The 13,845-nt window shown below is 72.1% G+C and carries 14 protein-coding genes and 1 pseudogene; 5 read left to right on the forward strand and 10 right to left on the reverse strand.

Annotation, left to right across the window (positions count from 1 at the left end):
- Positions 1-85 precede the first annotated feature (85 nt).
- Positions 86-745, reverse strand: coding sequence for a GTP cyclohydrolase II (gene ribA / locus BJ965_RS05640; protein ID WP_184907658.1), 660 nt, complete (start codon positions 743-745; stop codon positions 86-88).
- 41 nt (positions 746-786) lie between these two features.
- Here ribA and BJ965_RS05645 point away from each other — a divergent pair, with 41 nt between their 5' ends.
- The gene (locus BJ965_RS05645) at positions 787-1,515 is read left to right on the forward strand and encodes a creatininase family protein (protein WP_184907659.1); all 729 of its coding nucleotides are present in this window, start codon (positions 787-789) and stop codon (positions 1,513-1,515) included.
- A gap of 155 nt (positions 1,516-1,670) precedes the next feature.
- Here BJ965_RS05645 and BJ965_RS39145 read toward each other — a convergent pair.
- The 5 genes and pseudogenes from BJ965_RS39145 to BJ965_RS05665 form a co-directional block, all read right to left on the reverse strand.
- A pseudogene (locus BJ965_RS39145) lies at positions 1,671-2,936 on the reverse strand (lysylphosphatidylglycerol synthase domain-containing protein); the annotation flags it as partial.
- Positions 2,933-4,087 carry a class I SAM-dependent methyltransferase gene (locus BJ965_RS05650; RefSeq protein ID WP_184907660.1) on the reverse strand — a complete coding sequence of 385 codons (1,155 nt, stop codon included), beginning with the start codon at positions 4,085-4,087 and terminating at the stop codon, positions 2,933-2,935. The pseudogene BJ965_RS39145 and the gene BJ965_RS05650, both read right to left, overlap by 4 nt.
- Positions 4,084-5,289, reverse strand: a complete 1,206-nt coding sequence (locus tag BJ965_RS05655; protein WP_184907661.1) for a glycosyltransferase family 4 protein — start codon at positions 5,287-5,289, stop codon at positions 4,084-4,086. Before BJ965_RS05655 ends, BJ965_RS05650 begins: the two co-directional genes overlap by 4 nt.
- Complete coding sequence (locus tag BJ965_RS05660; protein WP_030843501.1) at positions 5,286-5,684, reverse strand: 6-pyruvoyl trahydropterin synthase family protein; 399 nt, start codon at positions 5,682-5,684, stop codon at positions 5,286-5,288. The genes BJ965_RS05655 and BJ965_RS05660 overlap by 4 nt, the downstream gene beginning before the upstream one ends.
- Positions 5,685-5,855: 171 nt before the next feature.
- A complete protein-coding gene (locus BJ965_RS05665; protein ID WP_184907662.1) occupies positions 5,856-6,836 on the reverse strand; it encodes a zinc-dependent alcohol dehydrogenase in 981 nt (326 codons plus the stop codon).
- A 108-nt stretch (positions 6,837-6,944) separates the two neighbouring features.
- Between BJ965_RS05665 and BJ965_RS05670 the strand changes: the two genes are divergently transcribed.
- On the forward strand, positions 6,945-7,706 hold the full coding sequence (locus BJ965_RS05670; protein ID WP_184907663.1) for a CDP-alcohol phosphatidyltransferase family protein: 762 nt from the start codon (positions 6,945-6,947) through the stop codon (positions 7,704-7,706).
- Positions 7,707-7,726: 20 nt separating this feature from the next.
- Here BJ965_RS05670 and BJ965_RS05675 read toward each other — a convergent pair whose 3' ends face one another.
- A complete protein-coding gene (locus BJ965_RS05675; protein ID WP_030843509.1) occupies positions 7,727-8,107 on the reverse strand; it encodes a winged helix-turn-helix transcriptional regulator in 381 nt (126 codons plus the stop codon).
- 128 nt (positions 8,108-8,235) lie between these two features.
- Here BJ965_RS05675 and BJ965_RS05680 point away from each other — a divergent pair, with 128 nt between their 5' ends.
- Complete coding sequence (locus tag BJ965_RS05680) at positions 8,236-8,637, forward strand: Rid family hydrolase (protein ID WP_184907664.1); 402 nt, start codon at positions 8,236-8,238, stop codon at positions 8,635-8,637.
- Positions 8,638-8,645: 8 nt separating this feature from the next.
- On the opposite strand, the gene BJ965_RS05685 is transcribed toward BJ965_RS05680, so the two are convergent.
- Positions 8,646-10,172, reverse strand: a complete 1,527-nt coding sequence (locus BJ965_RS05685; RefSeq protein ID WP_313666726.1) for an ABC transporter substrate-binding protein — start codon at positions 10,170-10,172, stop codon at positions 8,646-8,648.
- Positions 10,173-10,324: 152 nt separating this feature from the next.
- Here BJ965_RS05685 and BJ965_RS05690 point away from each other — a divergent pair, with 152 nt between their 5' ends.
- A complete protein-coding gene (locus BJ965_RS05690) occupies positions 10,325-11,284 on the forward strand; it encodes an ATP-binding protein (protein ID WP_184907666.1) in 960 nt (319 codons plus the stop codon).
- 33 nt (positions 11,285-11,317) lie between these two features.
- Here BJ965_RS05690 and BJ965_RS05695 read toward each other — a convergent pair whose 3' ends face one another.
- Complete coding sequence (locus BJ965_RS05695; protein ID WP_184907667.1) at positions 11,318-11,860, reverse strand: hypothetical protein; 543 nt, start codon at positions 11,858-11,860, stop codon at positions 11,318-11,320.
- Between the two features lie 171 nt (positions 11,861-12,031).
- Between BJ965_RS05695 and BJ965_RS05700 the strand changes: the two genes are divergently transcribed.
- Entirely contained in the window at positions 12,032-12,655 is a 624-nt protein-coding gene (locus tag BJ965_RS05700) for an HD domain-containing protein (protein WP_184907668.1), read from the forward strand.
- A gap of 74 nt (positions 12,656-12,729) precedes the next feature.
- Here BJ965_RS05700 and BJ965_RS05705 read toward each other — a convergent pair whose 3' ends face one another.
- Positions 12,730-13,773, reverse strand: a complete 1,044-nt coding sequence (locus BJ965_RS05705) for a tetratricopeptide repeat protein (protein ID WP_313666727.1) — start codon at positions 13,771-13,773, stop codon at positions 12,730-12,732.
- Positions 13,774-13,845 lie beyond the last annotated feature (72 nt).

Consider the following 13,845-nt stretch of genomic DNA (forward strand, 5'->3'; position numbering starts at 1 on the left):
CACGAAGCGTACGCGGCCCGCCTTCGGGTCGCGTACGGATTCGCCCAGGTCACGTCGGGAACCGGAACCGGAACCGGCCGAGCGGTCAGGAGGAGCTGACCACCGCGTCCAGGTGGGGCAGGTGGTGGTCGAGGCGTTCCCGCTTGGTGCGCAGATAGGTGATGTTGTTCTCGCACGGCGGGATCAGCAGCGGCACCGTCTCGGCGACGGTGATGCCGTGGTCCACCAGCGCCTCGCGCTTGCGCGGGTTGTTGGACATCAGCCGTACGGAACGCACGCCCAGGTCGTCGAGTATCCGGGCCGCCACGCCGTAGTCGCGGGCGTCGACCGGCAGACCGAGGGCGAGGTTGGCCTCGACGGTGTCCAGGCCCTCCGCCTGCAGGGCCATCGCACGCAGCTTGGCGAGCAGGCCGATGCCGCGGCCTTCATGCCCTCTGAGATAGACCACGACACCTGCGCCCTCGGCGACGACCGCACGCAGGGCGGCGTCGAGCTGGTCACCGCACTCACAGTGCTGGGAGCCGAAGGCGTCGCCGGTCAGGCACTCCGAGTGCAGCCGGATGAGGACGTCGTCCGTGCCGATCTCCCCGTAGACCAGGGCCACCTGTTCGTCACCGCGGTCATGGTCCAGGTAACCGACCGCCTGGAATTTCCCGTACACGGTGGGCAGGGGGGCATTCACGACGCGTTCCACGCCGGTCCGCTGCGTCGACTTCTTGCCGAGTACGCCAACTTTTTCTGTCATGATTCTCGAGTTCCTAAGCAGAGACGAAAGGCCGTGACGTTATGAGTGATCTGGTGCCGGCGGACACCACGGAAGACGTACGGACGCGGGGCGCCGGTGTCTCACGGCAGGTCGCGGTGCTTCCCGTGGGGAGCTTCGAGCAGCACGGCGCGTACCTCCCGCTGGCGACCGACACGCTCGTCGCCTGTGCCGTCGCGCGGGAGATAGCCGGCGCGTACCCGGTGCACCTCCTTCCTCCGGTGACGATCTCGTGCTCGCACGAGCACGCGGCCTGGCCGGGGACCGTAAGCATCTCCTCGGTGACCCTTCATGCGGTGGTACGGGACATTGCTGCTTCGCTGCGCCGGTCCGGCATCGACGCCCTGGTGGTGGTCAACGGGCACGGCGGCAACTACGTACTGGGCAACGTGGTTCAGGAGTCCTCCGCCCGCGGTGAGCGGATGGCGCTCTTCCCGGCCGCGGAGGACTGGGAGGCGGCGCGCGGGCGGGCGGGTGTGGTCACCTCGCTGCTCACCGACATGCATGCGGGGGAAATTGAGACCTCCATCCTTCTGCACGCTCATCCCGAAATGCTCCGTCCCGGTTATGAGACTTCCGATTTCGTCGCTGACGACCGGCGTCATCTGCTCACCCTCGGCATGTCCGGCTATACCGATTCCGGTGTCATCGGCCGTCCTTCGCTGGGTTCGGCGGAAAAAGGGAAGGAACTCCTGGCGAGCCTCGCGGATTCCTTCGGGGCGTATTTCTCGATGCTGACCTCCGACGCGTAGTCACCTCGCGGCGCGGGGGCGGGTGCCGGGGCCTGAGCGGTGGCCCCGGTCCCGGCCCGCAGGCCCGCGTACCAGCGGGCGACGAGCACGATCAGGCCGGGCAGGCTGGCCACGAGGCTGAGCACCCCGTAGACGACCGCGACGGCCAGCCCCCGGCCGGCGCCCAGGCCCGCGGCGCCGAACGCCCAGGCGGTGACGCCCTCCCGCGGTCCCCAGCCGCCGACGTTGAGCGGCAGGCCCATCGCCAGCAGGGCGAGTACGGCGAGGGGCAGCAGGACGGCCACGGAGGCGGCGGTCCCGGCGACACGGGCGGCGAGTACGAACATCGCGACGTAACCTGCCAGCACCACCACGGAGGAGACAACCACTCCGGGCCCGTTCTCTCGCGACAGCAGCCCGTGGCGGGTTTCGGCGAGGAGCGCGCGCAGCTTGCGGCCACGCCGGGAGGGCGCCGTGCGGTTCATGCGCAGGGCGAGGACGACGGCGAGCGCCCCGAGGACGGCCAGGGCCGCGAGCAGGGCGACGTGCCGGGACTCGGCCAGCACCGGGGACGGCATGGTCAGCAGGACGACGGCCCCCACGGCGAACAACGCGATCTGCCCGGCGGCCCGTTCGAGGACGACGGCCTTCACGCCCCGCCGCACGTCCCCCTCGCTCTGCCCGTGCCGCACGGCCCGGTGCACATCACCGAGGACGCCGCCGGGGAGGGCCGCGTTCAGGAACAGCGCGCGGTAGTAGTCCGCGACGGCGGGCCCGAACGGCAGCCGGATCCTGAGCCCCCGGGCCACGATCGCCCACCGCCACGCGCTGCACACGGTGGTGACGAGGCCGATGCCGAGGGCGAGCAGCAGCGACATCCCGTCGATCCGCCGCAGCCCGTCCACGAAGACGCCGGTGCCGAGCCGCCAGAACAGCACGCCCAGGATGACGATTCCGGCGACGGTGCCGAGGTGGGTACGGACCTTCGGGGAGCCGAGGCGGGCCAGGGCCGAACGGATCGGGCCGGGCGATGGCGTGCGTGCGCGGTCGGGGCGAGTGCCGGCGGGATCGGTGACGTGGGGGGCGGTGCCCTCCAGACCCGTGCCGGTCGGGGCGACCCCCTCCAGACCCGTGCCGGTGAGGGAAAGGCCCTCCAGACCCGTGCCGTTGGGGGCGACGCCCTCCAGACGCGCGTCCTCCAGACCGGTGCCGGCCGTGCCGGTGCCCGGTGACGGGGCTTCGGCGGTCCGGCCGGGGCCGGCCGGGCCGGGGGCGGCGGGCTCGCTCCTGTCGCCCGCGGCCGGGCGCGGCTCGACCGCGTCGGCCCCGGCCGTGACCGCCGCACCGGATGCCGCGGGCACCCGGGCACCGCCTGCGGCGGGCACCCGGGGGATCTCCGCGAGCGTGGTGCGCGGGCGCGTACCCGTCGCCTGGGGGCTCATGACGCTCCGCCCGCCGGGCGGGACAGGGCCAGGAGGTCGACGTGGTGGACGGTGACGCGCAACTCGCCCGCGGCGAGGGCCGCCACCCGGTTGGTCAGGTAGACGTCGGCCTCGGCCCGCAGCTCGGGGCGCTCCTCGACGGCGGCGCCGACCCAGCCGCGCAGCCACTGCTCGGTGAGCGCGGCCTGCTCGGGGCCCAGCCGCCAGGGGCTCGGGTGCAGTCGTACGGTCGCGCCGTGCTCGGAGAAGGCCTCGGCCGCCGCCGTGACCGCGTCCGGGCCGAGCAGGCCGTCGCGGCGCTGGTGGTCGTTGAACGCCTGGACGAGTTCCGCGTCCAGCGGGTGGGACGGGGTCAGTTCGACCCGCCCGGCGACGGACAGCGTCAGCAGGGCGGGGCAGCCGGCCCCGGCGCACGCGGCGGCGAAGGTGTCGATCTCCTCGCGGGTGAGGACGTCCAGCAGCGCGGACGCGGTCACCAGCGACGCGCCCTGCAAGGCGTCCGGGGTGAGGCGGGCGACGTCACCGCGGCGCGTCTCCACCGAGACCCGGCTGCCGTCGGCGGCCGAGCGCGGCGAGGACACCGCGGCGAAGTGCAGCAGGTAGGGGTCGCGGTCGTGCAGGATCCAGTGCTGGGCGCCGTCCAGGCGGGGCGCGAGCCAGCGGCCCATCGAGCCGGTGCCGCAGCCCAGGTCGTGGATGACGACGCCCGACTTGCCGGGCAGGTTGGCGAGCCGGATCCGCAGCGGGTCGAGCAGGTCGTGCGCCCGCGCGGACGCATCGGCCGGCTCCCGCAGCTCCAGCCACTCCGGCGCGTATCGGGGCGGATCGTCCGGGCCGGCCTCACGCAGCTTGACGGTCGGCCGCGAGCCGGGCTTGCCACTGGGGCCGGCACCGGGGATGACGGCTCCGGGGACGTGCCCCGGACCGAACGCCACGCTGGAGCCGAGACCGGGGATCGCGGCGTTCTCGGTCGGCAGCGCCCCGGACTCGCCGCCGATGCGCCCGGGCTGTCCGCCGGAAACCACTCCGTGAACACCCGCCGCGGGCTTCGTGCCCGGCATCGCGCCGTCCGTCACGCCCGTGGCCTCCCTGGGGCCGGGCTGTGCCGGAATCGCCCCGCCCTGCTGGGTCGTCGTCGCCGGGTTCGTCATGCGGCCCTCCGGGGTTCGGTCGGAAGCCGGCGCAGCACCGCCGCCAGGCTCTGTGCGGTCGTCGCCCAGCCGCCGAGGGCGGCGCGGCGGCTGCGGGCGGCGGCCTTCAGGCGGCGTCGTACGTCCGCCTCGCCGAACCAGCCGCGCAGTTCGGCGGCGATGGCGGCGGGGTTCTCCGGCGGGACGAGGATGCCGGGCACCCCGCCGTCGGGTGCGCGTCCGACCGCCTCGGGGAGTCCGCCGACGTCCGTGGCCATCACCGGGACGCCCCGGGCCAGGGCCTCGGTCACGGCCATGCCGTACGTCTCGGCGTAGGAGGTGAGGACCATCAGGTCGGCGGTGGCGTAGGCCGCGTCCAGGGCGGGGCCGGACTTCGGCCCGGCCAGCTCCAGCCGGTCCTGAAGACCGTGCTGCTCGATGAGTGACCGCAGATGGGCCACGTACTCCGGGTCCTGGGTCAGACTCCCGACGCACACGCAGCTCCACGGCAGGTCGCTCACCGCGGCCAGCGCCTCCACCAGCCGGTGCTGGCCCTTGCGAGGGGTCACGGCGGCCACACACAGCAGGCGGGACACCCCGTCGGTGCCGGGCGCGAGCGGCGCGATGTCGGCGCCGGGGGCGGCGACATGGACGCGCTCGGGGGGAAGGCCGTGGTGGGCGACCAGGCGGCGGACGGCCCAGTCGCTGGTGGCGATCACCGCCGGCACCGCCCGCAGCACCGCCCGCTCCTTGGCGTCCAGCTCGGCTGCCACCGCCGGGTCGAGCCCCGTCTCGTCGCCGAGTGGGAGATGGACGAGGACGGCCATGCGCAGCCGTTCCGCCTCGGGCACCACGATCTCCGGCACACCGCAGGCCACCAGCCCGTCGAGGAGTACGACGGCCCCGTCGGGCAACGCGGCCAGGGCGCCGGCCAGTTCCGCGCGGGCGTCGGCTCCCGGCCGGGGCCAGTCGCCGGCCACGGCGTGCTTGGTCGCCTGCCAGCCGAAGCCGGGCAGATCCAGGCATACGCGCCGGTCGTAGGCGTTGCCGCCGCTCGGTGCCGTCGGGTCGTCGACGCCGCCCGGCAGCACGAAGTGCACGGTGCGCAGGGACATGGGGATGATCTCGGCGTTCTTCAGGGAAGCATGCTGCACGGGAACATAATTCAGCCGCGCCGGCGCCGGTCCGGGCTGCCCGGGCCGTTCGATCGTCGTGTCGGTCACAGCGCACGCTCGTAACTCGCCCAGGCGATGTGCGACTCGTGCAGCGTGACGGTGAGACCCGCGATGCCCTTGGCGCCCTCGCCCAGCGCCCCCTTGTGGATGCGCTCGGCAAGCCGGTCGGCGATGACCTTGGCGAGGAACTCGGTGGAGGTGTTGACCCCCGCGAAGTCGGGCTCGTTGTCGAGATTGCGGTAGTTCAGCTCGCTGACGACCGCGCCGAGTTCCTGGGTGGCCAGCCCGATGTCGACGACGATGTTGTCCTCGTCCAGCTGCTCGCGCCGGAACGTGGCGTCCACGAGGAACGTGGCCCCGTGCAAGCGCTGCGCGGGTCCGAAGACGTCGCCACGGAAGCTGTGGGCGATCATGATGTGATCGCGGACGGTGATGCTGAACAACGGACGACCCTCCAGGTGCGGCGCGTCTGCTCCCCGCTCTCGGGTGCCGGGGATGCCGGGTAGTACGGCTGGTTGCCTTCCCCTGTTCAGCCTTCCGTACGTCTTTTCTCAGGTCAGGCGCTCTTGCCGTGGCGAAGTCGTCACGGATGGAACGAATCGCCGGTCGATGCGTCAATCGCTCTCGTCGTAACGGACCCGGTGGCACAGCGCGGGGACCTCGCCGGAGACGAGCCGGGGCAGCACGTCCGGCAGGTCCTCGAAGGGGGATTCGCCGGTGATGAGGGCGTCGAGCGCGGGATCGGCGAGCAGGTCCAGGGCGACGGCGAGCCGGTCGGCGTAGGTGCGGTTCGGGCGGGCCGGGGAGACGGTGCCGACCTGGCTGCTGCGGATGACGAGGCGCCGGGAGTGGAAGGCCTCGCCGAGCGGGAGGCTGACCTGCCGGTCGCCGTACCAGCTGAGTTCGAGGACGGTTCCCTCGGCGGTGAGGAGTTCCAGGGAGCGGGCGAGGCCCTGTTCCGTGGCGCTGGCGTGCACGACCAGGTCGCGGTCGCCGTCGGCGTCCTCGGGGGTGGCGAAGCCCACGCCGAGCGCCTCGGCGATCTTCGCGCGGGACGGGTCGGCGTCGACCAGCTGGACGCGGACACCGGGGAACCGGGCGAGGAGGGCGGCGACCGAGCAGCCGACCATGCCGCCGCCGACCACGGCGATCCGGTCGCCGACCAGGGGCGCGGCGTCCCACAGGGCGTTGACGGCGGTCTCCACGGTCCCGGCGAGCACGGCCCGTTCGGCGGGCACGGTGTCGGGGACGGGGGTGACCGCGGTGGCCGGGACGACGTAGCGCGTCTGGTGCGGGTAGAGGCAGAACACGGTGCGGCCCTTCAGCGCCTCGGGCCCCTCCTCCACCACGCCGACGTTGAGGTAGCCGTACTTCACGGGGCCGGGGAAGTCGCCTTCCTGGAACGGCGCGCGCATGGCCGTGTGCTGGCTGACGGGCACGCCGCCGCGGAAGACGAGCGTCTCGGTGCCGCGGCTCACGCCGGAGAACAGCGTGCGGACCAGCACCTCGTCCTCGCCGGGTGCCGGCAGGGTGACGTCCCGGATGCCGCCTCGCCCAGGCGAGTCGATCCAGAACGCCCGTCCGGTGTGCTTCATCGAAGTCCTCCTGAACGATCGGGAAGCTGCTTGCGTACCGAGGGGTGCACAGGCCGCGCACAACGTAGCGGCGTTGATCGACTCTGTCACACGGCCGGAGGACGTTCGGTGGCCCTGAACAACACTTACGACGCGAGGCTCGTACAGCAGGAGACCGCCCTGGGGGCGGGTGTGCAGGTCCTGCTGCTGGCCCTGATCGGCACGGCGATCGGGATGGGGCCGGCGGGCTGGCTGAGCGGCCTCGCGTTCGCGATCGCCACCTGGGCGGTGCTCTCCCGGGCCCTGCACCGCTCGCGGCTGCGCTCGTTCGGCGCGGCCAACCGGGTCACCCTCGGCCGGGCCACCCTCGTCGGCGGGGTCACGGCCCTGGTCGCCGACTCCTTCCAGAGCTCCCCGCCGGTGTCGCTGTTCGTCGGGCTGACGGCGGTCGCGCTGATCCTCGACGGCGTCGACGGCAAGGTCGCCCGCCGCACCGGCACCGCGACGCCGCTGGGGGCACGCTTCGACATGGAGGTCGACGCGTTCCTGATCCTGGTGCTGAGCGTGTACGTGTCGATGCAGCTGGGCCCGTGGGTACTGCTGATCGGCGGCATGCGCTACGTCTTCGTCGCCGCGGCCAAGGTGTGGCCCTGGCTGACCGCCGCGCTCCCCGCGAGCACCGCCCGCAAGACCGTCGCCGCCCTCCAGGGTGTGCTGCTGCTCCTGGCGGGCGCCGATCTGCTGCCGTACGCGGCCAACTTCGGGGTCGCGGCTCTGGCACTGGGCCTGCTGGTCTGGTCGTTCGGCCGGGACGTGCTGTGGCTGTACCGGACCTCGCGCGTCGCGGAGCAGGCGGCTCCCCGTCCGGTGCGGGAACTGGTCGCGAGCTGACGTCCGGCCGGCTTCGCCGGTCAGGTGCCGAAGCGCCCTCGGGCCGCCTCGATGTGCCCGAGGTACTGGTGGGTCCAGCCGCAGATCGCGTCGACGGTGGCGCGCAGGGCGCGGCCCGGCTCGGTGAGCGTGTACTCGACCTTGGGCGGCACGGTGGGGTGCACCTTCCGGTGGACCAGGCCGTTGCGCTCCAGCATCCGCAGGTTCTGCGTGAGCATCTTGTGGCTGACGCCCTCGACCTCGTCGCGCAACTCGCTGAAGCGCAGGGTGCGTTCCCCGAGTGCCTCGATGATCAAGAGCGCCCACTTGTTGGCCACGTCGGAGAAGATCTCCCGGGCCAGGGAGTCCGCCCGCCGCAGGTCCGCGTTCTCGGGCAGGTCTCTCAACTGCTTGGTCACCATCTGGTTCCCCAGTCACCGAAAAGTGCGTTCTTCCAGGTCGGCGGTCACTCTCCTACGGTTTCCGAGTAACCGCAAGAGAGCACAGGCCCGTTGCCCGCGGTCCGTGCCCGACGGAAGGAACGCGCACCATGACCATGCTCGACGTCTACGACCACGGCATTCCGGCCGAGAGCCACTTCGGCTACGCCCAGGCGATCAGGTCCGGTGACCTGGTCCACGTCTCCGGGCAGCTCGCGTTCGACGAGGCGGGCGCCTTCGACCCCCAGGACGACGTCGCCGCCCAGCTCGACCGGACCTACGTCAACCTCGACAAGGTCCTGGCCCATTACGGCGCCACCCGCAACCAGATCGTCTCCCAGACGCTGTACGCGGTCGACCTCGTGCGGAACGCCGAGGTGGTCGCGAAGGGCAACCGGGCGTACTTCGGCACCCACCGTCCGGTCAGCACGGCCCTCGGCGTCACCGAACTGACCTTCCCCGGACAGCTCGTCGAGATCAGCTGCGTGATCGACACGAGGCTGCCCGCCTGAAGCGGCTGTCAGCGACGCGTTCCGGTGCCCACCAGGGCCCTCTCGTACGGGTCGAGCAGAACGCCCCGGACGTCGGTGGAGACGCCGGCGATGATCCGCTGGTGGGCCAGCGGCACGACCGCGTCCGTTCCGAGGATGGCGGCCTCGGCGGCCATGGCGGCATCCTGCCGCTCACCGGTGCCGTCGGTCCCGACCGCTTCGGCGACGGCCCGGTCGACCTTCTTGTCGCACAGTCGGGCCAGGTTGTAGCCGCCGTCGCAGGTGTAGTCGCTGCCGAGGACGCCGACGGGGTCGCCGGTGTCCAGGAGGCTGTTGCGGGCGCCGATGAACGCGTCGAACTTCCCGGCGAGCGCGTCGCGCTCCAGCCGTGAGTACTCGCGCACCTCCAGCTTCACCGTGAAGCCCGCCTTCTGGAGCTGCTGTTGCACGACCTGGGCGACCTCGGGGAGTTCGGGCCGGTTGCCGTAGGTGGCGAGGGTGATCGACGCACCGTCGGGCCGGGCGGCCTTCGCGCGCCCGGCCGGCTTCACACGCTTGCTCTCGACCCAGGTGACGGCGGGCCCGAAGACGCCGGTGCCCGGGTCGGCGTACCCCTCGAAGACGCCCTTGACGAGGGCGGTGGAGTCGATCGCCGTGCGGGCGGCGGCGCGCAGCGCCGGGTCCCCCAAGGGTCCGGACCGGGTGTTGAGCTGCAGGCTGGTGGTCCGGGTGGTGCCGGCTTCCTGGAGGGTGGGCTTGTCCAGCGTGCCGGCCTGGGCGACGGGGATCGCCTCGGCTATGTCGACATCGCCGGTGCGGACGGCGTTGGCGCGTGCGGTGCCGTCCTTGACGAAGCGCGCGTCGATGCCGGAGGCGTGGGCGAGGCCGCCCCAGTAGTCGTCGAAGCGGTCGAGCGTGGCGGAGCCGCCGCCGTCTGCCTTGGTGATCTCGAAGGGTCCGGTGGCGGTGCCGACGGGGGTGGGGGCGCCCGGGCCCTCGCCCTTCTTGCCGTACGCCTTCGGGGAGAGGATCGCCAGGCTCGGACCGGCCAGGCGCATGGGGAGGACGGGGTCGGGCGCGGTGGTGGTGGCGCGGAGGCCGTTCTCGCCGTCGGGCTCGGCGGTGAGGGTGACTCCGGCGAGGGCGGTGGGTGCGGGCCGGGCCTTCGTGGCGTGGGTGAGCGCGGCGGCCACGGCGGCGGGGGTGACGTCGGTGCCGTCCTGGAAAGTCGCCTCGCGCAGGGTGAAGCGCCAGGTGCGGTCATCCTCCCGGCGCCAGGAGCGGGCGAGCGCGGGGGCCGCGGCGCCGTTGGCGTCCAGGGCGGTCAGCCCTTCGGTGACGCCGAGCCGGCTGAGCAGCGTGGCATCGGCTCCGTACGGTGAGAAGTTCTCGGCGGGCGGGAAGGCGAGGGCGACGCGCAGCCGCGGCCCCGACGGCCCGCCGCCCGACGACGACTCCCCGGCGGGGGAGGCGAAGCAGCCGGTCAGACACGGTACGAGGGCAAGGGCGGTGAGGAAATGGAGGCGGCTCTTGATGCTCTGATGACGCACTTGCACAGCATATGCATCAAGCGGAACACGCCGCTCAACCGGGTGATCCACCCCGCGACCACCACCAAATCCCATACGGAGTAGGCGATTTGACACCGACAAGGAGCACTCCCTAAACCTAGTCACATGACATCCATTTTCAAAACGGTGGGGCGGCCGTGAGGATCGCGTTCGTCGGCAAGGGCGGCAGCGGCAAGACCACCCTGTCCGCGCTCTTCTCCCGCCACCTGGCGCGCTCCGGCGCACCGGTCCTCGCCATCGACGGCGACATCAACCAGCACCTGGCCGAGGCGCTCGGCGGCGAGGAGGAGTCCGCCCCTCCCCTGGGCACCCACGTGCCCGAGATCAAGAGGTTCCTACGGGGCGACAATCGCCGCATCCCCTCCCCCGAGGCGATGATCAAGACGACTCCGCCGGGCCGCGGCTCCCGCCTGTTGCGCCCGCTCGGCGACGACGAACTGCATGCCCGGCACGTCGGACGGGCGGGCGGCGTGCCCCTCATGGTGACGGGTGAGTTCGACGAGTCGGACCTGGGCGTGGCCTGCTACCACTCCAAGCTGGGGGCGGTGGAGCTGTATCTGAGCCACCTGCTGGACGGCCCCGGCGAGTACGTCGTGGTCGACATGACGGCGGGCGCCGACGCCTTCGCCTCGGGCCTGTTCACCCGCTTCGACCTCACGTTCCTGGTGGCGGAACCCACCCGCAAGGGTGTCTCGGTCTATCGCCAGTACCGCGACCACGCCGAACAGTTCGGGATCCGCATCGCGGTCGTCGGCAACAAGGTGACCTGCGAGGACGACCTGCTCTTCCTCAAGGAGCAGGTGGGCGACGACCTCCTGACCCACCTGGTCCACTCCCCCTGGGTCCGCGCGGCGGAACAGGGCCGGGCCGGCTCCGGCCCCGATGAGCTGGCGTCGCTGGAGCCGCACAACCGCCACGCCCTCGACGTCCTGCGCGAGGCGGTCGACTCCCGTCCCCGCGACTGGGACCGCCTCCACCGCCACGCGGTCGAGTTCCATCTGCGCAACGTCCGGGCCTGGGCCGACGCGCGCACGGGCGAGGACTTGGCGGCGCAGGTGGATCCGGACTACGTGCCGGGGCCGCTCGCCCGGTCCTGAGGCGCTCCACACCCACCGCGCCTCCCCCTCCGGCTACTCGATGCCCGTGGCGTCGAGCAGCCGGACCAGGTCCTTGCGCCCGTACCCGAGCAGCCGGGCGCGGGCAGCGGCCGTGAGCACCAGGTGCGCGACGATCTTCGCCGCGTGCCCGTCCTTGTTGTCCGCGTCGAACCATTCCTGGGGTTTCTCGACCCCCAGACTGTTCATCACCAGCCCGTGCTCCTGGCGGACCTCCGCGACGGTACCGGCGACCGCGTCCATGAGCGTCTTGCCCGGCCGCACACACTCCAGGGCGAAGCACCCCCAGTCGACCGGCACACACCCCTCCGGCGGACGCGCCCGCAGCCCCGCATACCTCTCGTCCCCGAACCCGGAGGCCCGGAACTCGTCGTGCACCAGGGAGAACCGGTGGAACCCGGACGGGACCGGAGGCGGAGGAGGCGTGTACTCCCACCCGGCGTCCTCGTACAACTGCCGTTCGACCTCTTCTTCGTCGGCATGCGTCACGGCGAAGCCGTTGGCCTCGTTGCGCCCGGTCGTCGTGCCGTCGGGGTTGCGGTGGAAGTGCAGGCCCATGGTGTGCTCCCGATGCCGTGATGTCGATGGACGAGAAATCCCCGTCACCAGCTCGAACGGCCCGCGAAGAAGGCCCGTGCCCATTCTCCGCAGCCCCACCCGATCGCGTGATTTCAGGCGCGGTGGGAACTTGCCGACTTGAGCAGGATCAGCGGTTGTTACGCTCCCCCGGTGAGCATTCCGGGACCCGCAGAGATCAAGGCACTGCACGAGAAGTACGCGCCCACCGCCGAGGCGTTCGTCCTCGTCCACACGCACTGCGAGGTCGTCTGGGCAATCGCCGAGCAACTCCTTTCGGCGCCCCACCTCGCTCACCTCGACGCCGGTCTGGTGCGTGCCGGCTGCCTCCTCCATGACATCGGCGTCTACCGCCTCTACGACGCCGAGGGACGCCTGGACCACCCGAACTACGTCCGGCACGGCCTGCTCGGCCACGAGATCCTCGAAGCGGAGGGCTTCCCCGAGGCTCTCCGCCGCTTCTGCTCCCACCACACCGGCGTCGGACTCACCCGGCACGACATCGTGAGCCAGGGACTGCCCCTGCCTCCCGCCGACTACCTGGCGGTGACGGAGGAGGAGCGGCTGGTGATGTACGCGGACAAGTTCCACACCAAGTCCCGGCCCTCGGCGTTCCTCTCCCCCGACGAGTACGCCGCCCACATCCGCCGCTTCGGCACGGACAAGGTGACCGCGTTCGAGGCACTGCGCGCGGAGTTCGGCGACCCGGACCTCGCAAGGCCCGTACCGGGCTTCGGGGCACAGGGCGGCGCCACGGTGGCCGCCGCTCAGGCGTAGAAGCCGGGGATCACCTGGTCCGCCGCTTCGACGGCGTCCCGCCGGCTCCTTTCCGGCGTCCCGTGCCGGCACTCTCAAGGGGAGCGCAGCCAGGCCAGCCTCTCCTCGGCGGCCCGCGGACGGGGGTGCCCGGGGCCGTAGGTACGCCGGTAGTCGCGTACGCATCGGTCGAGCAGCTCGGCGGCCTCCGTGTGGTGCCCCACATCGATCAGCACGTTGGCGAGGTTGTCCCGGGTTTCGACCGTGATCGGGTGATCATCACCGTGGAGTGCGCTGCGCCCGCCCAGGATCGCCCGCAGGATGGGCACGGCTTCCTCGTAGCGCTGCTGGGCGTGCAGGACGGCGGCGAGGTTGTTGCGCGCGGTGAAGGTGGACTCGTGGTGCGGCCCCGACGTCGCCTCCATCGACCGTACGACGGCACGGATGTGCTCTTCCGCCTCGGCGTGGCGGTCCAGTCGGACCAGGACGGCGCCGAGGTTGCTCCGGGCGGCGATCGTTCTCTCGTGATCGCGCCCGTACAGGTCCTCCAGTCGGGGCACGAGGGCGCGTAAGGCGCGCTCGGCCTCCTCGTGGCGGCCGCACTTGAGCAGCGAGGCGGCGTGGGCGTTGGTGGCGGACAGGACGTCGGGGTGGTCGCGGCCGAGCTGCCGGGCACGGCGCTCCAGGACGTCCCGGATGAGCGGCTCGGCTTCGGCGGCGCGGCCGAGGTCCTCCAGGACCGCGGCGAGTCCGGTGGCGCTGCGCAACGTGTCCGGGTGATCACGGCCGAGCGTCTCCGCCTGGGCGCGGAAGGTGTCACGCCACGCTGTCTCGGAGAGCCGCAGTTGTCCGGTGGTGTGGAGGAGTCCGGCCAGCTCGACGGAGGTGCGCAGGGTGTCCTCGTGGCGGTCGCCGAGCGTGGTCCACTGGGTGCGTACCACGTGTTGGTAGAGCTCGACGGCTTCCTCGCCCCGCCCCGGGATCGATCCCAGGACCTGGGCGAGTTCGCGCATGGCGGTGAGGGCGTCCGGGTGCTCGGGGCCCAGGGTGTCGATGGCGGACCGGGCTCGCATGGTGTGGATCTGTTCGGCGGAGAGCTCCACGCGGGCGATCTCCTGTTCCGGCCGGCCCTCCGTCACCTCCGTGATGGTGAGGTGTCCCCCGACCAGCCGTCGCGCGTTCCCGGATCCCCCTGCGGGCTCCTGCGCGTC

This window comes from Streptomyces luteogriseus (genome assembly GCF_014205055.1).
Lineage (GTDB): Bacteria > Actinomycetota > Actinomycetes > Streptomycetales > Streptomycetaceae > Streptomyces > Streptomyces luteogriseus.